The 18,458-nt window shown below is 73.6% G+C and carries 16 protein-coding genes; 7 read left to right on the top strand and 9 right to left on the bottom strand.

The window, feature by feature from the left end; translation table 11 throughout:
* Positions 1-107: 107 nt before the first annotated feature.
* From J5Y10_RS21540 to J5Y10_RS21500, 9 genes are all read right to left on the bottom strand, one after another.
* On the bottom strand, positions 108-1,400 hold the full coding sequence (locus tag J5Y10_RS21540; protein WP_209376174.1) for an MFS transporter: 1,293 nt from the start codon (positions 1,398-1,400) through the stop codon (positions 108-110).
* The gene (locus tag J5Y10_RS21535; protein ID WP_209376173.1) at positions 1,397-6,127 is read right to left on the bottom strand and encodes an NAD-glutamate dehydrogenase; all 4,731 of its coding nucleotides are present in this window, start codon (positions 6,125-6,127) and stop codon (positions 1,397-1,399) included. Before J5Y10_RS21535 ends, J5Y10_RS21540 begins: the two co-directional genes overlap by 4 nt.
* 361 nt (positions 6,128-6,488) lie before the next feature.
* Positions 6,489-7,172: a phosphoribosyl-ATP diphosphatase gene (locus J5Y10_RS28935; protein WP_408901597.1), complete on the bottom strand. Its 684-nt coding sequence runs from the start codon at positions 7,170-7,172 to the stop codon at positions 6,489-6,491.
* Positions 7,172-7,951, bottom strand: coding sequence for an imidazole glycerol phosphate synthase subunit HisF (hisF, locus tag J5Y10_RS21525; RefSeq protein ID WP_209376172.1), 780 nt, complete (start codon positions 7,949-7,951; stop codon positions 7,172-7,174). The genes J5Y10_RS28935 and hisF overlap by 1 nt, the downstream gene beginning before the upstream one ends.
* Positions 7,952-8,144: 193 nt before the next feature.
* Positions 8,145-8,759: a malonic semialdehyde reductase gene (locus tag J5Y10_RS21520; RefSeq protein WP_209376171.1), complete on the bottom strand. Its 615-nt coding sequence runs from the start codon at positions 8,757-8,759 to the stop codon at positions 8,145-8,147.
* 159 nt (positions 8,760-8,918) lie between these two features.
* On the bottom strand, positions 8,919-9,482 hold the full coding sequence (locus J5Y10_RS21515) for a NifU family protein (protein ID WP_209376170.1): 564 nt from the start codon (positions 9,480-9,482) through the stop codon (positions 8,919-8,921).
* A 132-nt stretch (positions 9,483-9,614) separates the two neighbouring features.
* Positions 9,615-10,079 (bottom strand): universal stress protein, encoded by a 465-nt coding sequence (locus J5Y10_RS21510; protein WP_209376169.1) that lies wholly within the window; start codon positions 10,077-10,079, stop codon positions 9,615-9,617.
* Positions 10,080-10,098: 19 nt separating this feature from the next.
* Entirely contained in the window at positions 10,099-10,881 is a 783-nt protein-coding gene (locus J5Y10_RS21505) for a TIGR02186 family protein (RefSeq protein ID WP_209376168.1), read from the bottom strand.
* Between the two features lie 26 nt (positions 10,882-10,907).
* Positions 10,908-11,816, bottom strand: a complete 909-nt coding sequence (locus J5Y10_RS21500) for a sulfite exporter TauE/SafE family protein (protein WP_209376167.1) — start codon at positions 11,814-11,816, stop codon at positions 10,908-10,910.
* A 265-nt stretch (positions 11,817-12,081) separates the two neighbouring features.
* Here J5Y10_RS21500 and J5Y10_RS21495 point away from each other — a divergent pair, with 265 nt between their 5' ends.
* The 7 genes from J5Y10_RS21495 to phnH all read left to right on the top strand — a co-directional run bounded on the left by J5Y10_RS21495 (position 12,082) and on the right by phnH (position 18,454).
* Positions 12,082-13,698 carry a bifunctional metallophosphatase/5'-nucleotidase gene (locus J5Y10_RS21495; protein WP_209376166.1) on the top strand — a complete coding sequence of 539 codons (1,617 nt, stop codon included), beginning with the start codon at positions 12,082-12,084 and terminating at the stop codon, positions 13,696-13,698.
* Positions 13,699-13,897: 199 nt separating this feature from the next.
* The gene (locus J5Y10_RS21490) at positions 13,898-14,284 is read left to right on the top strand and encodes a histidine triad nucleotide-binding protein (protein ID WP_209376165.1); all 387 of its coding nucleotides are present in this window, start codon (positions 13,898-13,900) and stop codon (positions 14,282-14,284) included.
* Positions 14,284-15,120: a SirB1 family protein gene (locus J5Y10_RS21485; protein ID WP_209376164.1), complete on the top strand. Its 837-nt coding sequence runs from the start codon at positions 14,284-14,286 to the stop codon at positions 15,118-15,120. The genes J5Y10_RS21490 and J5Y10_RS21485 overlap by 1 nt, the downstream gene beginning before the upstream one ends.
* A gap of 398 nt (positions 15,121-15,518) precedes the next feature.
* Positions 15,519-16,292 carry a phosphonate metabolism transcriptional regulator PhnF gene (gene phnF, locus J5Y10_RS21480; RefSeq protein ID WP_209376163.1) on the top strand — a complete coding sequence of 258 codons (774 nt, stop codon included), beginning with the start codon at positions 15,519-15,521 and terminating at the stop codon, positions 16,290-16,292.
* Positions 16,285-17,439, top strand: coding sequence for an alpha-D-ribose 1-methylphosphonate 5-triphosphate diphosphatase (locus tag J5Y10_RS21475; protein WP_209376162.1), 1,155 nt, complete (start codon positions 16,285-16,287; stop codon positions 17,437-17,439). Before phnF ends, J5Y10_RS21475 begins: the two co-directional genes overlap by 8 nt.
* Positions 17,439-17,882, top strand: a complete 444-nt coding sequence (phnG, locus tag J5Y10_RS21470) for a phosphonate C-P lyase system protein PhnG (protein ID WP_209376161.1) — start codon at positions 17,439-17,441, stop codon at positions 17,880-17,882. The genes J5Y10_RS21475 and phnG overlap by 1 nt, the downstream gene beginning before the upstream one ends.
* Positions 17,879-18,454, top strand: coding sequence for a phosphonate C-P lyase system protein PhnH (gene phnH / locus J5Y10_RS21465; protein WP_209376160.1), 576 nt, complete (start codon positions 17,879-17,881; stop codon positions 18,452-18,454). The genes phnG and phnH overlap by 4 nt, the downstream gene beginning before the upstream one ends.
* Positions 18,455-18,458 lie beyond the last annotated feature (4 nt).

Raw genomic sequence — 18,458 nt, 5'->3', positions numbered from 1 at the left:
GCCTCGGCTCGTGGAGCCGAGGCGACTGCAAGGGCAGGATCGATCCCGATCGCAGAGACTGACATATCCGGTCAGTTCCGCGGCAGCCCGATGCAGGTCCAGGAGGCTCAGGCTCCTGGCGGGGGTCCAGGGGGCGGAGCCCCCTGGGTCAGGACCGCGCCGCTTTCCCGTACGCCGGCCAGCAGCACCGCGCCGAAGGCCATGAAGGCCGCCGTCGTCGCGATCCCCGCCCGCTGGCTGCCGCTGGCCTGCGTCACGAAGGCCAGGACGGCGGGACCGAGGAAGCCGGTGATGCGGCCGGAGAGGGCGAAGAGGCCGAAATGTGCCGCCATCTCCTCGGGCGGGGCGAGGCGGGCCATGAGGGTGCGGGAGGCGGCCTGGGCCGGGCCGAAAAACAGGCCGAGGGTGAGGGCGAGGCACCAGAACAGGGTCACGCCTTCCGTCAGCACGATGGCGACGCCGATGGCCGCCAGGCACCAGAGCGAGACCAGCACCATGCGGCGGGAGCCGACGCGGTCTTCCACCAGCCCGCCCAGCGCCGCGCCGAGGCCGGCGGAGACGTTCATGGCGATGCCGAAGAGGAGGACCTCCTGAAAGGACAGGCCGTGGACGCCGGCGGCGAAGATGGCGCCGAAGGCGAAAAGGGTGTTCAGGCCATCCGTGTAGAAAAGGCGGGCGAGGAGGAAGCGCAGCATGTTCGGGCGGGCGGGCAGGCCGCGCAGCACGGCGGCGATCTCCCGCAGGCCGGCGCGGGCGGCTTCGGCCCAGCCGGGGCGAGGGCCGCGCGGATCGGGCACCGCCATCAGAACGGGCCAGCCGAAGGCGAGGATCCAGGCGCCGACGAGGAGTGCGGTGGCGCGGACCGGCTCGCCCGCCGCGCGGTCCAGGCCGAAGGGCGCGGGATCGGGGCGGATCAGGCCGAAGAGGCAGACGAGGAGACAGGCCAGCCCGCCCGCATAGCCCAGCCCCCAGGCGAGGCCGGAGAGGCGGCCGATGCGGGCGGGGCTGGCCACGCCGGGCAGCATCGCGTTGTAGAACACCGTGCCGACCTCGAAGGCCACCGTCGCCAGCCCCACGCAGAGCAGCACGTAGCCCGCCCAGGCCGGCGCGGGATGGGCGAACCAGAGGGCGGCGGTGAGGGCGGCGGTGGCGAGGGTGCAGATCGCCAACATCAGCCGCCTTCGCCCGCCCGCATCCGCCACGGCGCCGAGCACGGGGGAGAGGAAGGCGATGGCGATCCCGGCGCCGGTCTGCATCCACCCCCACTGCGCCTGCCCCGCCACCGGGTCCCCCGCCACGCCCTGGGCGAACCAGGTGGCGATGACGAAGGTGGTGACCACGGTGGGAAAGGCGCTGTTCGCCCAGTCGTAGAGGGCCCAGGCGAATTCGCGACGGTTCAAGCGGCCTCCGTGAGCCCGGGCTGCGGTGCCCCGGAATGGGTTGCCATGGAAAGGGTGCGGAGCGCGACGGAAACGGCCGCCAGCTCGCCGGAACCGGCCGCCTCCCGCACCATGCGCAGGACCGCCTCCGGCGGCTTCGGTGCCGCGCCGGAAAGCGTGGTCCGGGCCAGGCGCATCTGCAAGGCGCCCAGGTCCTCCAGAAGCGCCGCGCGGGCGCGCGGGCCGAAGGCGCCAGGGGCAGGGGCCGCGCGGGCGGCGGCGCGCAGGGCCTCCAGCCCGAAGTCGCGCCCCGCGGCGTCCCAGGCCCCGGCCGCGTCGGACGGGGCCACGCCCGCCGCCTCGGCCAGCCGCACGATGCCGATGGCGGCTGAGAGCGAGCCGGCCCCCGCGACCAGCCGCGCCGCCGCCTCCGGCAAGCCCGTCCCTTCCGGCACGGGCACGGCCTCGATCAGGGCCATGATGCCCGGCCGCAACCGCGCCTCCGCCTCCGCCAAGGGGGCGGTGTCGTCCAGCAGCGCGCGCGCGGCGTCCTCGTGCAGGCGGCGCAGCACCGGCAGGGCCGTGCGCCGCGCCTCGGGGGCGGCCGCGTCCAGCGCGTCGGCCGCGGCCCCGATCCCGAGGAGCCGGTCCGCCAGCCAGGCCGCCCGGGCCACCGCCGCCGGATCGCCCTCCGCAAGGCGCGAGAGGCCGGCCGGCCCCAGCCGGTTCGCCGCCGCATTCGCCAGCATGGTGGCAACAAGGTTCCGGCGCAGCCGGTGCCCCTCGATCAGGTCGGGGAAGCGCTCCTGCAGGGCATGGGGGAAGTAGGCCCGGAGCAGGGGCAGGAAAGCCGGGTCGTCGGCGAGCGTCCCGTCCTCGATCGCGTCGGTCAGCCACAGCTTCGCCACGGGTAGCAGCGCCGCGATCTCCGGCCGCGTCAGCGCGTCGCCGGAGCCGATCCGCTCCGCCATCTGCGCGGCCGAGGGCAGGCCGAGCACGGCGCGGTCCAGCAGGCCTTCCGCCTCCAGCCGGGTCATCAACGCCGCCTGTGCCGGCAGCGCCTCCGTCCCTGCCGCCCCTTCCAGGGAGAGGGCGGCGAACTGCGCGGCGTTGTCCGCCAGGACCAGGGCGGCCACCTCGTCCGTCATGGATTCCAGCAGCGCGTCGCGCTGCGGCCGGGTCAGCGCGCCGTTGCGCTCGGCCGCGGCCAGCAGGATCTTGATGTTCACCTCGTGGTCGGAGGTGCTTACGCCCGCGGAGTTGTCCAGCGCGTCCGTGTCGATCGCGACGCCATGGCCGCTGTTCCCGAGACGGGCCGCCTCGATGCGTCCGGCCTGCGTGACCGCGAGGTTCGCGCCCTCGCCGATCACCTTCGCACGGATCTCCCGCCCGTCCACGCGCAACGCGTCGTTGGCGCGGTCGCCCGCCTCCGCCTGGCTCTCCGTGGCCGCCTTCACATAGGTGCCGATGCCGCCGAAGTAGAGCAGGTCCACATCCGCCTTCAGGATGGCGCGCATGACGGCCGCCGGCTCCGCGCGCTCCGCCTCGATCCCCAGCAGCGCCTGCGCCTCGGGCGAGAGCGGGATGGTCCGGGCATTGCGCGGGAAGACGCCGCCGCCCGCGCTGATCAGCCCCTTGTCGTAGTCGTCCCAGGAGGAGCGCGGCAGCCTGAACAGCCGCTCGCGCTCGTTGAAGGACGCCTCCATGTCGGGATCGGGGTCGATGAAGATATGCCGGTGGTCGAAGGCCGCCAGCAGCCTGGTCTTGCGGGAGATCAGCAGCCCGTTCCCGAACACGTCGCCGGACATGTCGCCCACGCCCACACAGGTGAAGGGCTCCGCCTGGATGTCGCGTCCCATCTCCGCGAAGTGGCGGGCCACCATCACCCAGGCGCCGCGGGCGGTGATGCCCATCTCTTTGTGGTCGTAGCCGGCCGAGCCACCGGAGGCGTAGGCGTCGCCAAGCCAGAAGCCGTACTCGATCGAGAGTGCGTTCGCGATGTCGGAGAAGGTGGCCGTGCCCTTGTCCGCCGCCGCCACGATGTAGGGATCGTCCCCGTCCAGCCGCACCACGCGGTCCGGCGGGATGATGCCGCCATCGGCGCCGAGGTTGTCCGTCACGTCCAGCATGGCGCGGATCAGGGTTTTGTAGGCGGCCACGCCCGCCGCCATGAAGGCCTCGCGCTCGCTCGGCGGCGGCACGGTGCCCTTCAGGATGAAGCCGCCCTTCGCGCCGGTGGGCACGATGATGACGTTCTTCAGCCGCTGCGCCTTCATCAGCCCCAGGATCTCCGTGCGGAAATCCTCGCGCCGGTCGGACCAGCGGATGCCGCCGCGCGCCACCGGGCCCGCCCGCAGGTGGCAGCCCTCCATGTGCATGGCGGAGACGAAGATCTCCCGCCAGGGCCGGGGATCGGGCATCTCGCCCGCCCGCGCGCTCTCGATCTTGATGCAGAGGTAGTCCTTGCCCTGGAAGTAGTTGGTGCGCACCACCGCATCCAGCGCCGTGCGCAGGCGCGAGAGGATGCGGTCCGCATCCGGGTCTGCCACGCCTTCCATCAGCACCGTCCACGCGGCCTTCGCCTGCGATTCCGCCTCCTGGCTCGCCGCCTCCGGGTCCAGGCGCGCGCGGAACAGCGCCACCAGCAGCCGCGCGGCCTCCGGGTTCGCGGCCAGCGCTGCCTCCACCGCCGGCTGCGGGAAGGCGAAGCCCACCTGCTTGCACCAGCGGAATAGGGCCCGGATCAGCCAGGCCTCGCGCCACTCCAGCCCGGCGCGCAGGACCAGCCGGTTGAAGCCATCCGCCTCCGCCCGCCCCTCCAGCAGGGCGGAGAGGGCGCCCAGCAGCTCGTCGAACCGGTCCTCGATAACGACCCCTGGCGCCTCCATCCCCGCCTCCAGCGCGAAGAGGTGCAGCACCACGGGCGCGCCGCCCGCGGGCGCGAGCCGCCAGGGCTGCTCCTCAATCGCGCGCAGGTCGAGGCTCTCGAAGAGCGGCAGCGCATCGGCCAGCGGCAGCGGCCCGCCCGGATTCGCCAGCCGCAGCATCAGCCGGCGCGGCCCCTCGCCGGGGATGTGCGAGACGTCCGCCACCGGCCGCCCCGCCGTCAGCGCCGCCTCGGCCAGCCGCAAATCCGCCACCGCCTGGGCCGGCGTCATCGCCTCGGCATAGGCGGCGGGGAAGGCCTCCGCCCAGCGCGCGGCCAGCCGTGCCCCCTCCGCCTCGCCCGAGGCCTCGGCCAGCGCGCCCGCCAGGGCTTCGGGGAAGCCGCGCGCGGCCTGCACCACCGCCGCCTCCAGCGCCGCCACGTCCACCTCGACCGGGGCGCCGGGATCGGTGCCGATCACGTAGTGCACCCGCGCCAGCGGCGTGTCGGAGATGGCAATATAGAAGGCGGAGAGCCGTCCGCCGAAGGCCGCGGCCAGCAGCCGCGCCACCCTCTCCCGCAGCCGCGTGTCGAAGACCTCGCGCGGGAACCAGGCGATGGCGGAGACGTAGCGGCCGAAGCTGTCCCGCCGCACCACCAGCGCGGGGCGGGGACGAATCGTCAGGTCCAGCGCCCGGCGCGCGCGCGCCAGGATCTCCGCCTCGGTCGCCTGGAACAGCTCGTCGCGCGGCCAGGTGTCCAGGATGGACTGGAAGGCCCGCGCGTCATGGCTCTCCGGCGCGGCGCCGGAGGCCGCGAGGATGCGCGCCACCTTGGACTTCAGCCAGGGAATCCCGCGCGGGTTCCGGTTATAAGCCGTGGCCGCGAAAAGCCCCATGAAGAGCCGGATCCCCGCCACGCTTCCGTCCGGCGCCAGGATGCGCGTGGCCACCACGTCCGCGTGGCTGGGCCGGTGCACGCGCATGCGCAGGTTGCCCTTGGCGACCGTCAGCGCCGCCGTCTCGGTCAGGGAGTGCCGCACCGCCGCCGGCACCGCGGAGAGGTTCCGGAGCGCGTCGAAGGGAACCACGGCCGGGTCGCGCAGCAACCCCAGCCCTTCCTCGGCCGAGATGCCGCCGCCATCGGCCGGGATCCGCAGCAGCCGATGCCCGAGCAGGACGAAGTTGTCCTCCGCCAGCCAGCGCAGGAAGGCGGCCGCCTCCGCCCCCTCCGGCGCCCCGGCCACCTCGGTCTCCGCCGCGCGCAGCCGTTCCAGCATCGGTCCGAAGTCGCCCACGGCCTGCCGCACCTCGGCCAGGGCCTGCCGCAGCGCCGCCTCCACCGCCGGCCAGTCCGCCGGCGCGCCGCGCCCGCTGCCATGCGGTGCGATCTCGATCCGCATCACGCTCTCATTGGGGCCCCCGGGCACGGCCGGCCCGATCGAGACCACTCCGCCATCCGGCGCGCGCCGCACCGCCAGGATCGGGTGCAGCAGCCGCCGCACGCTCCGCCCGGACAGGGAAATGGCCGCCAGCACGCTGTCCACGAGGAAGGGCATGTCCTCGGTCGCGATCTCCGCCACCGCCCCGGCGCCGCTCCCACCGCCGGGGCCGCCCGCCGGCGGTGTCAGCCGCAGCGCCACCTCGCCCGGCCGCCGGGCCGCCGCCACGCCGAAGAGCGAGGCCGCCCAGGATGCCAGCCCCTCCGGCGCCATCCCCGCCAGTTCCTCCAGCGGCAGGGCGGCCCCCAGCCCGCGCAGCAGGTCCCCGGCGGCCGGCGGAAGCGCCGGCGCCAGCCGCGTCAGCGCCGATCCGGCCTCGGCCAGCAGCGCGCTCCGCATCCCCTCCGCCCCGGCGGGGGCGGGCGTCAGGTCGTCCGGCATGGCGTTCTCCTCTGCGGCGGAAGATCAGGGGAGGCGGCACCGGGCGCAAGCGCGGGGCGATGACATAAGGCTGGGAATGGAACGGGGGCGGTCCGGGTGGCCCCAAGGGGAGAGAAGGAATTCTCTCCCCTTGGATCCCCTCTCATCTTCTTTCGGGGGGCTGCCGCGGGATGCTCGTCGGGCGGTGCGCCTGAGGTCGATGCCCGCAGGCGACGGACATGGTGGCCCGGGCGGATCAGTTCTCCGGTATCCCCTTCGAGCAGGGTATCCGTGGCAGCCCGAACGCCGGGCTCTGGGGACCCCCGTCGAGGTTCCCGGCGGGGGGGCCAGGGGGCAGCACCCCCCGGGGGCCGCCCGCCCCTCAGGGCAGTTTCGTCGTTTCCCCGGCCTTCACGACCCCGGCAGAGGAGAGGTTCTGGCGCGCGGCCTTCTCGGCGATGCCGCTGATTCCCTCGCGCCGCACCAGTTCCGCCCAGACGTCCTCCGGCCGGATGCCGGCATCCACCCAGGTGACAATAAGGTGGTAGAGCAGGTCCGCGCTCTCGCCGATCAGGGCGCGGCGGTTGCCGGCCATGGCCTCGATCACGGCCTCCACCGCCTCCTCGCCGAGCTTCTGGGCCACCTTCGCCGTCCCGCGGGCCAGGAGCCGGGCGGAGTGGGAGATGGTGGTGTCGCCGGAGAGCCGACGCTCCTCCACCGTATCCCACAGCCGGTCCAGCACCGCCGCCTCGGGCAGGCCCATGCCGGGGTCCAGCGGCGCGAGGTGGCGCGCCTCGGCGCGGCGCACGCGCTTAGGCGGGCGCGTATCGGCCGCGATGGGGGCATCCGCCAGGTCCTGCGGCACGGGCAGGGCCTTCGGGGCACGCGCCCGCTCCTTCCACTTGGCGGGCTTCAGCTTCGGCCCCTTCTTGCCCGTGGCATTCTTGCCCGCACTATTCTTAACCGGTGCATCGGAGGCCGCCTTCTTTGCCTGCGCCCCCGTCCGGGGCGCGGCCTTCTTGCGCGGTGCGTCCTCTCTCGCGGCCTTCCCTGCTCGCTTCGCCATCAGGCCGCCTCCCTTGCCTCCGGCACCGGGCGGATGGGCCAGCCGCCCGCCGCCAGCGCCGCCTTCGCCTCCGCGATCCGGAACTGCCCGTAATGGAACACGCTGGCGGCCAAGAGGCCCGTGGCCCCGGCCGCCGCACCTTGCACGAAATGATCGAGCTGGCCCACGCCGCCAGAAGCGACGAGCGGCAGCCGTACGGCGGCGCGCACGGCGCGGAGCAGGTCGAGGTCGAAGCCCTCGCCGGTGCCGTCCCGGTCCATGGAGGTCAGCAGGATCTCCCCCGCGCCCAGGCTTTCCACCCGCCGCGCCCAGTCCACCGCGTCCACCCCCGTCTCCCGCCTTCCGCCATGGGTGAAGATCTCCCACCGGCCGGGCGCCACGCGGCGGGCATCCACCGCCACCACGATCGCCTGGCTGCCGAAGGCCTCCGCCCCGCGCCGCACGAGATCGGGGTCTGAAAGGGCGGCGGAGTTGACGGACACCTTGTCGGCGCCGGCCAGCAGCAGCGCGCGCATGTCCTCGACGCTGCGGACGCCGCCGCCGACGGTCAGGGGAATGAACACCTCCGCGGCCGTGCGGGAAACAACATCCAGCATGGTCCCGCGATTCTCGTGCGTGGCGCCGATGTCGAGGAAGGTGACCTCGTCCGCCCCTTCGCGGTCATAGGCGCGGGCCTGCTCCACCGGGTCGCCGGCGTCGCGGAGGGAGACGAAGTTCACCCCCTTCACGACGCGCCCGTCCTTCACGTCCAGGCAGGGAATCACGCGGAGCGCCAGCATGGCGAAACGTCCTGACGATGACAGGGGCCGAATGCCCCGGTCATCCGGACGGGTCAAGCACCGAGGAGGCTCCGGGGTTGTGGCCAAGAGGCAGAGAAGAAGGAAATCTTCCTTTCCCCACCTGCGGGCACCTCTTCTTTTTCTGGACTGCGGTCGTCGTGCGGGTGGGAGGCACAGGGCCTCCCGAACCCTTTCAGGCCAGCGCCGCGGCCTCGTCGAAGCCCAGGCGAGGCAGGCGGCCGAAGGTCTTGGAATGATCGCCGTAGCCCAGATTGATGAGCATGGTGGACTTCCACCCGCTCTCGCCGAGGAAGAGCTCGTCCACCTTCTTGGAGTCGAACCCGGCCATCGGCCCGGTATCCAGCCCCAGCGCACGGGCGCCGAGAATGAGGTAGGCGGCCTGCATGGTGGAGTTCATGAAGGCGCTGCGCTCCGCAAAGGCCGCATTCCCCGTGAACCAGGAACGGGCATCGGCGTGCGGGAAGAGCCGGGGCAGGTGCTCGTAGAACTGCGGGTCGAAGGCGACGATCACGGTCACCGGGGCGGTCCGCGTCTTGTCCTGATTCCCCGCGGAAACGGTGGGAAGAAGCTTCTCCTTCCCTTCCGGGCTGCGGACGAAGACAAAGCGGCCGGGGGACTGGTTGGCGCTGGTGGGGCCGAGGGCGACCAGGCCGTAGAGCTCGCGAAGCGTCTCGTCCGTCACCGGCCGGTCCTGCCAGGCATTGGCGGTGCGGGATGTGCGGAACAGGCGGTCCAGCGCCGCATCGTCCAGGCGGGTGCCGGGGGTGGTCACATGGGTATCGGGCATGGGGGGGTCTCCTTGCCGGTCATGATGGGCCCGCCCGGGGGAGGCGGCCAATCCCCGCCGGGGATTGCCGTCATACCCGTTGTGAATTGAGGGGGGCGCTCGTGGCCCCAGGGGGAGCAAGGGATCCTTCTCCTGGAACTCCCCCTGCAGAACCGAGGATCAGGCCTCGACCTGCTCCACCGCCACCACCTCGGGCACGTAGTGGCGCAGCATGTTCTCCACCCCGTGCTTCAGCGTCGCTCGGGAGGAGGGGCAGCCGGAGCAGGCGCCCTGCATGTGCAGCCGCACGATGCCGTCGCGGAAGCCGCGGAACACGATATCGCCGCCATCGCCGGCCACCGCCGGGCGCACGCGGGTGTCCAGCAGCTCCTTGATCTGGGCCACCACCTCGGCATCCGCGGGGTCGGTATCCTCCGCCATCTCCTCGGCCTCGTCGCCCGCCATCACCGGGCGGCCGGCCATGAAGTGCTCCATCACGGCGCCAAGGACCTGTGGGCGCAGGGTCGCCCAGTCGGCCTCGTTCGTCTTGGTGACGGTGACGAAATCCGCGCCCAGGAAGATCCGCGCCACGCCCTCCAGCTCGAAGAGCCGGGCGGCGAGGGGGGAGCGGGAGGCGGTCTCGGCGCCCGTGAAGTCGGCGGTGCCGCGCCCGCCCATCACGTCCTCGCCGGGGAGAAACTTCAGGGTGGCGGGGTTCGGGGTCGCCTCGGTCTCGATGAACATGCGGGAATTCCCTCTCCGGCGGGCCTGCCGCCGTCTTTCCGGGGATGTGGGGCAGGGCGGCCCGGGGTGCAACAGGGCCTCGTGCAGGGGTGGGGCGCGGCGGCGGCAGGGCCGGCCCTTCCGGTCCCCGCTTCAGGTCACCCGGTCCAGCTCCGCATCGGCCAGCCCGCCAGGCACGATCGTCATCGGGCAGCGCAGCCCGCCGGCGTGGCGGCCGGTCAGTGCCGTCACCAGGGGGCCCGGCCCGCCCTCCGTCGCGGTGGCCAGCACGAGGATGGAGATGCGAGGGTCCTCCTGCAGCACGCCCAGGACCTCCTCCACCGCATCGCCCTCCCGGATCAGCAGCAGGGGCAGCCCGCCCGTGATCTCCTGCACCTGGGCGGCGAGGGCGGCGAGGAGCTGCTCGGCTTCCTGCCGCCGCTCCTCCTGCATCAGGGCGCCCACCCCCGCCCATTCCTGCAGCTCCGGCGGCTCCGTCACCCGCAGCAGTGCCACGCGCCCGCCGGACTTGCGCGCGCGCAGGCAGGCGTAGCGGAGCGCCACCGCCCGCTCCGGGCTGTCATCCACCACGACGAGGAAGACGCGGTCCTGCGGCATGAAAAACCTCCCTCGGTTCCTAGCCCCGGCGGAATACCACACTGCCCAGCCACCCCGCCAAAGCGGCCAGGGCAACGCAGGCCAGGCCATAGAGGAAGGGCTCCCCGCGGGAGAAGTTGGCGATCCGCGCCGTGGCCCCCACCCGGTCCACCCGGAAGGAGAGCTCCTGCCGCGCGATGATCCGGTTGGCCCGCACCAGCATCACCTGCACCACGTAGTCCCCCGTGGCGATGGTGGAGGGCAGGGGAAGGCGCGCGTGGAACAGCCGCCCGCCGGAGACCTCCACCGGCGCTTCCTCCTCGTTCCACTGGTCGGCGCTGCGCTTGAGGTCGATCAGCGCCTGGCGGAACTCCGTGTCGCGCGGGCCGGGCAGGCGGGCGGTCAGCACGTCCAGCCCCAGCCGCCGCTCCCGCCGCGCGGGCTCGTCCAGCAGCCCGGCCACCGGGGCGGTGGCGGCCAGGGCGTAGTAGTTCGGCACCTCCCGGAAGCGGGCGGAGGGGCCGTTGACCCAGATCCCCAGCCGCCGCACCCGCCGCCGCACCACCACGTCCCGCGGCTCGCCGAGGCCGAGCACCACCACATTGTCACCCGCCGGCCCGAGCAGCCGGTCCGTGGCGCCGAAGACCAGCAGGTCGGCGCCGGTGAAGGCGGTGTCCACGGCGATGCGGGGCTGGGCGAGTTCCGCCGCGAGCGCGGGCCCGGCCTGGGGCGGCGGGCCGGCCTGCCCATCGCGCTGGGCCTGCGCGGGGCCGGCGAGAAGGGCGGCGGCAAGGAGCGGGGCGGCGAGCACCGCCGCCCTCATCCCGCTCCCTCTCACGCCGCCCGCTCTCACGTCGCGGGGCCGAGGAGGTAGAGGCTGCCGGGCGTACGGACCAGCGCGACCAGCAAGCTGATGGCCACCGCCAGCACCAGCAGCCCGAGCAGTGCCCGCGTTTCCTCGCCCCGCAGCTTCGTGCCCATGGCCGCGCCGAACTGGGCGCCCGCCACGCCGCCCGCCAGCAGCAGCAGGGTCAGCACCACGTCCACGGACCCGGTCTGCACGGCCTGGAGCAGCGTGACATTGGCGGAGACGAAGGTCACCTGGAACAGGCTGGTGCCGATGGTCGTGCCCGTGGGCATGCCCAGCACGTAGATCATCGCCGGCACCAGCATGAAGCCGCCGCCCACGCCCATGATGGCGGAGAGGATGCCGATCCCGAACCCGACCAGCGCCGGCGGGATGACGGAGATGTAGAGGCGGGACTGGCGGAACCGCATCTTGAAGGGCAGCCCGTGCAGCCAGGAGTGCTGGTGCGTGCGCGCGGGCGCCGCGCGCCGCCGGCGGAAGATGGCGCGCACGCTCTCCCGCACCATCAGCGCGCCCACGGTGCCGAGCACGACGACGTAGAAGAGCGAGACGGCGAGGTCCACCTGCCCGAGCCGCCGCAACAGCACGAAGAGCTGCGTGCCGGCGAAGGAGCCCGCCAGCCCCGCCACCAGCAGCACGCATCCCATCCGCGCATCCACGTTGCCGCGCCGCCACTGGGCGATGAGGCCGGAGACGGAGGCGCCCAGTGTCTGGTTCGCGCCCGACGCCACGGCGACGGGGGCGGGAATGCCGATGAGGATGAGCAGCGGCGTCAGCAGGAACCCGCCACCGACGCCGAACAGGCCGGAAAGCCAGCCCACGCCAAGGCCGATGCCCAGCAGCAGCCCGGCATCCACCGACATCTCGGCGATCGGCAGGTAAACCGGCATAGGTTTCCCGCTCCGCCCCCGGCAAGGGGGGGCAAGACAGCATCCGCGCGGGCCGCGCGCGGGCGGGGCCGCGCATGATGCGCGGCGCGATCTCCGGCCCTCCGGTGCCCATCCGTCGCGGTGGACGGGCGGGCGGGCGTTCCCCGGCGTTTGGACCCGTGTCCGGCCCCGTGCAAGGCCCATTCCGCACCGCAACCCGACAGCGGTAGAACCCCGGCATCCCAGAAGGACGGCACGGCGACGATGCCGGCCGAAAAGGGCGATCATGCGGCACGATCCCACCATCCGCCTCTCCCGCCGCACCCTGCTGCGCGCTGCGGCCGCCCTGCCATGGGCCGCCCCCTTGGCCGCCCCGGCCCTGCGCCGCGCCCTGGCCGCGGATGGCGCGCGAATCGCGCTGATCCACCTCAACGACTTCCACTCCAAGCACGAGGGCGTGGCCGATGGCGGCGCCACCTGCCGCGAGGGCCTGCCCTGCGCCGGCACCTCCCCCCGCCTGGCCGGCGCCATTCGGGAGGCCCGCGCCGCCGCCTTCGCGGAAGGGCGCGCGCCCTTCCTGCTGGATGCGGGCGACCAGTTCATGGGCAGCCTGTTCTACACCCACCACCGCGGCCTGGCGGAGGCGGCCGTGCAGCGCGCCGTCGGCACCATGGCCATGGCCCTTGGCAACCACGAATTCGACAACGGGCCGGAGACCCTGGCCCGCTACGCCGCCGCCGTGCCCTTCCCCCTGCTCTCCGCGAACCTGGATGCGCGGGCGGAGCCGCTGCTGCGGGACCGCATCACTGCCAGCACGATCCTGGAATCGAACGGCGCCCGGATCGGCGTGATCGGTCTCACCACCACGGAGACGGCCACCTCCTCCTCCCCCGGCCCCACCCTTGTCTTCACCGACCCGATAGAGGCTGCCGCACGCGCCGCCGACGGCCTGCGCCGCCAGGGCATCGGTACCGTGGTCGTCCTGTCCCATCTCGGCCTGCCCGCGGACCGGCGGCTGGCGGCGGAGGTGCCGGGGATCGACGCCATCGTCGGCGGCCATTCCCACCTTCTTCTCGCCAACGGCCTGCCCGGCGCCGTCGGGCCCTATCCCACGGTGATCGGGGGGCGTGACCGCGACGTGCGGATCACCCAGGTGGCCTGCCACGGCCGCTACCTCGGCCGGCTCGACCTCGACCTCGCCGGGGACGGCCGCGTGGCCGCGGATGCCGGCACCGTCCGCCCCATCGGCCCCGAGGTGGCGCCGGACGCCGAGGTCCAGGCGGTGGTGGCGGAATACGCGAAGCCCCTGGGCGAGCTGCGCCTTCGTCCCGTGGGCCTCGCCGAGGCGTCCTTTCCCAACGAGACTTGCCGTGACGGCGAGTGCGCCCTCGGCAACCTCGTGGCGGAGGCCGCCCTGGCCCGCAGCCCGGGCGCGGAGATCGCCATCGTCAATGGCGGCGGGCTGCGCGCCGGCTTGCCCGCCGGCACCCTGACCTATGGCGACGTCCTGGCCGTGCTTCCCTTCGGCAATACCCTGGCCACACTCACCATCCGCGGCGGCGCCCTGCGCGCGGCGCTGGAGAACGGCCTCTCCCGCCTGCCCGGCCCCGCCGGCCGGTTTCCCCACCTGGCCGGGCTGCGCGTCACCTTCGACCCCGCCGCCCCGCCCGGCCAGCGCCTGCGGGAGGCCCGGACGGCCGACGGCCCGCTGGATCCGGACCGGGCCTACCGCGTGGTGACCATCAACTTCATGCGCGGTGGCGGCGACGGCTACGCGGTGCTGCGGAACGAGGCGCTGGAGGCCTATGACGACGGGCCCGCGCTGGAGGAGGTGGTCGCGGACTACCTGCAGGCGCGGGGGCGGGTGGCGCCGGTTCTGGACGGGCGGATCGGGCGGGGCTGACGGCCCTGGGCCGGCAGGTCCCCCGCTGTGGGGTGGGCCGCCCCTCCATATTCCGTGGCGGGTTCAACAAAAGACGATGAGGGAAGGGGGGCGGGTAGGGGAGAATGACCGCTCCCACCCCGGTGCCCTCCGGAGCCACCCCTTGCGCGATCCCCGGCATCGACGCAGGAAAGGCCGACCACCGCGCCAGGACATGCCCATGCCCCCGACCGGCCTGCCGCCCTACGACGAGAGCAACATCTTCGCCCGCATCCTGCGCGGGGAGATCCCCAGCCGCCGCGTGCACGAGGACGAGTTCGCCATCGCCTTCCACGACATCAACCCCCAGGCGCCGGTGCACGTGCTGGTGATCCCGCGCGGCGCCTACGTCTCCCTCGCTGATTTCAGCACCTCCGCTTCCGAGGCGGAGATCGCGGGCTTCTGGCGCGCCGTCGGCCGGGTGGCGAAGGAGCTGGGGTTGGAGGCGCAGGGCTACCGCGCGCTGACGAACATGGGGGAGCATGGCGGGCAGGAGGTGCCGCACTTCCATGTCCACCTCTTCGGCGGCCGGCCGCTGGGGCGCATGGTCCCGGCCAGCGGCGCCTGATGGCGGATTCCGTCGCCGAGGCGCGCGCCGCGATCGAGGCGGCCGGGCGGCTGCCGGACGACGAGCTGGACCTGGCCGGGGTCGCGCTGCAATTCGCCCGCATCGACGCCCCTGATGCCGACTGGCACGCGGCGGCCGACCGCATCTCCGACCTCGTGCGCGCCGTCCTCTCCGGCCCTGCCCCCGGCGATGCGGAGGCACGCCGCGCCCTGCTCGCGCGGGTGATCCACGAGGAGGGCGGCTACGCCGGCGACGCCGACACCTATGACGACCCCCGCAACGCCAACCTGATCCATGTGACGGAGCGGCGGCTCGGCCTGCCCGTGGCTATCGGCCTCCTCTGGCTTCACGCGGCGGAGGCGGCGGGCTGGGCGGCGCGTGGCCTGGACTTCCCGGGCCATTTCCTCATCGCGATCGACGGGACCGCGCGCCGCGGCTCCGTGGTGGTGGACCCCTTCGGCGGCGGTGCGGCCCTGCCGGCACCCGCGCTGCGCGCCCTGATCAAGCGCGTGGAAGGGGCGGAGGCGGAGCTGCGCCCGGGCATGCTGGCCCCGATGAGCCGCCGCGCCGTGCTGCTGCGCCTGCAGACGAATATCCGCCTGCGCCGCCTGCAGGCGAACGAGCTGGATGGCGCCCTGGCCTGCACCGCCGACATGCTGCGCCTGGCGCCCGACGCCGCCCCGCTCTGGCGGGAGGCCGCGGTGATGAACGCCAGGCTGGGCCAGCTGGGCGCGGCCATCGAGGCGATGGACCGCTTCCTGGAACTCGTCCCCGTCGGTGATGCGGCCGCGCGCGGGCGGGAGATGATCGACGAGTGGCGGGGGCGCCTGAACTAAGGTTCCTGCTTGGGATCCCGCTCTGAAAGGTCCGGAGCCAGGGGGCGCTGCGCCCCTGGATCCCCGTCCCGCTGTCGCCGCGCCGGCCTGACACGGGGTCTTCGCGAGGAGGGCTTGATCCTGCCCTTGCAGTCGCCTCGGCTCCTTGGGCCGAGGCGCACCGTTAGTTGAGCAGCCCCAAAAGCCTAGAAAAGGATGATGGAGAGGGGGCCGGGGAGAGGAAGAATTTTTTCTTCCTCTCCCCGGGACAGACCGCCAGCCCAGGAACCCGTAGCAGTCCAGCGGCATGGGCCCGGTCAGGCCCGGCTATGTCAGCCAGAGCTCGTGACCTCAATCTGTCACTGATCCTTCTTTCCAAAGTCATCCGAACGAATTTATAAGCGGCCTCGGAAACCGAGATGACAGCACCCGACAACACCACCTCCTGGCGCGACGTTGAGGCAGTCCTTGCCGCGGAGATCCGCGCGGGGTCTCCCGGCCCGGACGAGCGCCTGCCGACGGAACCCGCGCTGATGGCGCGCTTCGGCGTGGGCCGGCACAGCGTGCGGCGCGCCGTGGCGGGGCTGGAGGCGCAGGGGCTGGTGCAGACGCGCCAGGGCAGCGGCACCTATGTGCGGCCGGCGCCGGTGCTGGACTACCGGCTCTCCGAGCGGACGCGATTCTCGGAGAACCTGCTGGGGCAGGGGCGGGAGCCCTCCGGGCGGTCGCTCGGGACGGCGCTCGTGCCGGCCTCGCCGGAGGTGGCGCGGGCGCTGCGCCTGCCGCCGGAGGAGCCGGTGCACAACATCCGCCGGCTGAATCTCGGCGACGGGGTGCCGATCAACCTCTCGGATTCCTACTACCCCGCGCGCCGCTTTCCCGGGCTGATCGAGACCTGGGCGCGGGTGGAGAGCGTGACGGCGCTGCTCGCGGCCTGCGGCCTGTCGGACTACCGGCGGCAGAGCAGCACGGTGCTGACGCGCCTGCCCACCGCCAAGGAGGCGCGGCTGCTGGACCAGCCCCTCGGCTGGCCGGTGCTGGTGGTGCGGAAGGTGGACGCCGACCTGGCCGGGGTGCCGGTCACCTATTCGGAAACGGTCTGGGCCGGGGAGCGTGTGCAGCTCTCGATGGACCATGCGCATGCCGCGGCGGATGCCGCAAATCCTGGAGAGATGCCCGATGTGGTTGGATGACATCCGCCTGGTGCTGCCGAACCGTGTTGTCCCCCGGGGCGCCGTGCGGATCGAGGATGGGCGTATCGCCGAGGTGGCGGAGCGGGCCGGCCCGGCGGCGGCGCTGACCCTGATGCCGGGGATCGTGGACCTGCACGGGGACATGATCGAGAAGGAGGTGGAGCCGCGGCCGGACTGCGCCTTCCCGCTGGACGTCGCGGTGGCGAACCTGGATTCCCGCCTGGCGGCCTCCGGCGTCACCACCGCCTATGCCGGCGTCTCCTTCGCCGAGGGCAAGAGGGGGCTGCGCAGCGAGGACCGCGCGCGGGAGATGGTGGAGGCGGTGGCGCGGCTGCGCGGCCATGCCCGGACCGACCTGCGTGTGCACGCGCGCTTCGAGGTGACGAATGCCCGCGCCGAGCCCGTGATGCGGGACCTGATCGCGCGCGGGATGGTGGACATGGTGTCGCTGACCGACCACACGCCGGGGCAGGGCCAGTACCGGAACGTCGAGCAGTACGTCGCCTATTACAGCCGCACGCAGAACCGCACGGAGGAGGAGGCGCGGGCCCGCGCCGAGGCCCGCATGGCCGCTCCGCCCGCCTGGGAAATCGCGCGGGCGGTGACGGAGCTGGCCCGCGCGCAGGGCCTGCCCATCGCCTCCCACGACGACGACACGCCCGAGAAGGTGGCGCTGATGCGCTCGCTCGGCGCCACCATCTCCGAGTTCCCCGTGACGATCGAGGCCGCGCGCGCGGCGCGGGAAATGGGGATGGCGACGCTGATGGGCGCGCCCAACGCGCTGCGCGGGCGCTCCATGACCGGCAACATCACCGCGCTCTCCGTGATGGAGGCGGGGCTGCTGGACGCGCTGGCGGCGGATTACCACCAGGGCGCCATGCTGCCTGCGGTGGCGACCTGGGTGCGGGAGGGGCGCCTGCCCCTGCACGAGGCGATCGCGCTGCTGACGGTGAACCCGGCCCGCGCGGCGGGGCTGACGGATCGCGGCGCCATCGCGCCGGGCCTGCGCGCCGACCTGGTTCTGCTGGAGACCTCCGAGGCCGCCGGCGCCCCGCCCCCGCGCGTGCGCGCCGTGTGGCGCGAGGGGCGGATGATCCACTCCGACGGCTGGGCGCCCGCCGTGATGGCGGTGGCGGAGGCCGCGTGATGGCCGACAACTCTCAGCGCCAACACTGGATGAGCATCCTCGCCAAGTCCAACGCGGCGGCGATCGAAGCGCGGCTGGCCGACGCTCCCGCGCTGCCCTCCCACACCCGCCTGCGCGGCCCGGAGACGGGGCTGGTGATGGTGCGCGGCCGCGCCGGCGGTGACGGCGCGCCCTTCAACCTCGGCGAGATGACCGTGACCCGCTGCGCCGTGCGTCTGGCCGACGGCACGGTGGGCCATGCCTACCTCGCGGGCCGTGACGCCCGCGCGGCGGAACTGGCCGCGGCGCTGGACGCCGCCTTGCAGGACCCCGCCCGCCGCCCGGCCCTGATGGCCTCGGTCATCGAGCCGCTGGCCGCCGCGCAATCCGAGGCCCGCGAGCGGGAGGCCCGGCGTGCGGCCGCCACCCGCGTGCGCTTCCTGGCGATGGAGACGACCCGATGACCGGCCTGCTGCCCGGCTTCGCCGATCCTGTCGTCGATGCCCAGTCCACCTTCCGCGCGGTGCTGGAGGCCATGGCCCGCCCGGGCCGCGTGCAGCGCCTGCCCGCGCCGCCCGCCCCGCCGGCGCCGCTCTCCCCGGCCGCTGGCGCCGTGCTGCTGGCGCTGGCGGATGGCGAGACGCCTCTTTGGCTGGATGCCGGGGCGGATGCGTCGGAGTGGGCGCGCTTCCACGCGGGCTGCCCGGTGGCGGCCGATGCGGGGGGAGCCGAGTTCGTGCTCGCCGTCGGCACGCCGCCCGCCCTCTCCGCTCTGGAGGCGGGCACGGATGAGGACCCGCACCGCTCCGCCACGCTGATCCTGCAGGTGGCCGCGCTGGAGGAAGGCACCGGCTGGCGCCTGACCGGCCCGGGGATTGAGCACGAGCACCGCCTGCACGTCACCGGCGCGCCGGATGGCTTCCTGGCGCAGTGGGCGGCCAACCGCGCGCTCTCCCCGCGCGGGGTGGACGTCATCCTCTGCGCGGGGGACCGCGTCGCGGCGCTTCCGCGCGGCACCAGCATCAAGGAGGGCTGAGGCC

The sequence above is a fragment of the Roseomonas indoligenes genome, from assembly GCF_017813365.1.
Classification (GTDB): domain Bacteria; phylum Pseudomonadota; class Alphaproteobacteria; order Acetobacterales; family Acetobacteraceae; genus Roseomonas; species Roseomonas indoligenes.
Note: the sequence above shows the minus strand (reverse complement) of the source record. Positions and strands in the feature narration are given on the sequence as shown.

Coding starts and splice junctions, on each gene's coding strand:
- J5Y10_RS21505 (WP_209376168.1), bottom strand. CDS start 10,881: ATGAGGGCGGCGGTGCTCGCCGCCCCGCTCCTTGCCGCCGCCCTTCTC.
- J5Y10_RS21510 (WP_209376169.1), bottom strand. CDS start 10,079: ATGCCGCAGGACCGCGTCTTCCTCGTCGTGGTGGATGACAGCCCGGAG.
- phnG (WP_209376161.1), top strand. CDS start 17,439: ATGGCCGACAACTCTCAGCGCCAACACTGGATGAGCATCCTCGCCAAG.
- hisF (WP_209376172.1), bottom strand. CDS start 7,951: ATGCTGGCGCTCCGCGTGATTCCCTGCCTGGACGTGAAGGACGGGCGC.
- J5Y10_RS21535 (WP_209376173.1), bottom strand. CDS start 6,127: ATGCCGGACGACCTGACGCCCGCCCCCGCCGGGGCGGAGGGGATGCGG.
- phnH (WP_209376160.1), top strand. CDS start 17,879: ATGACCGGCCTGCTGCCCGGCTTCGCCGATCCTGTCGTCGATGCCCAG.
- phnF (WP_209376163.1), top strand. CDS start 15,519: ATGACAGCACCCGACAACACCACCTCCTGGCGCGACGTTGAGGCAGTC.
- J5Y10_RS21490 (WP_209376165.1), top strand. CDS start 13,898: ATGCCCCCGACCGGCCTGCCGCCCTACGACGAGAGCAACATCTTCGCC.
- J5Y10_RS28935 (WP_408901597.1), bottom strand. CDS start 7,172: ATGGCGAAGCGAGCAGGGAAGGCCGCGAGAGAGGACGCACCGCGCAAG.
- J5Y10_RS21515 (WP_209376170.1), bottom strand. CDS start 9,482: ATGTTCATCGAGACCGAGGCGACCCCGAACCCCGCCACCCTGAAGTTT.
- J5Y10_RS21500 (WP_209376167.1), bottom strand. CDS start 11,816: ATGCCGGTTTACCTGCCGATCGCCGAGATGTCGGTGGATGCCGGGCTG.
- J5Y10_RS21520 (WP_209376171.1), bottom strand. CDS start 8,759: ATGCCCGATACCCATGTGACCACCCCCGGCACCCGCCTGGACGATGCG.
- J5Y10_RS21485 (WP_209376164.1), top strand. CDS start 14,284: ATGGCGGATTCCGTCGCCGAGGCGCGCGCCGCGATCGAGGCGGCCGGG.
- J5Y10_RS21495 (WP_209376166.1), top strand. CDS start 12,082: ATGCGGCACGATCCCACCATCCGCCTCTCCCGCCGCACCCTGCTGCGC.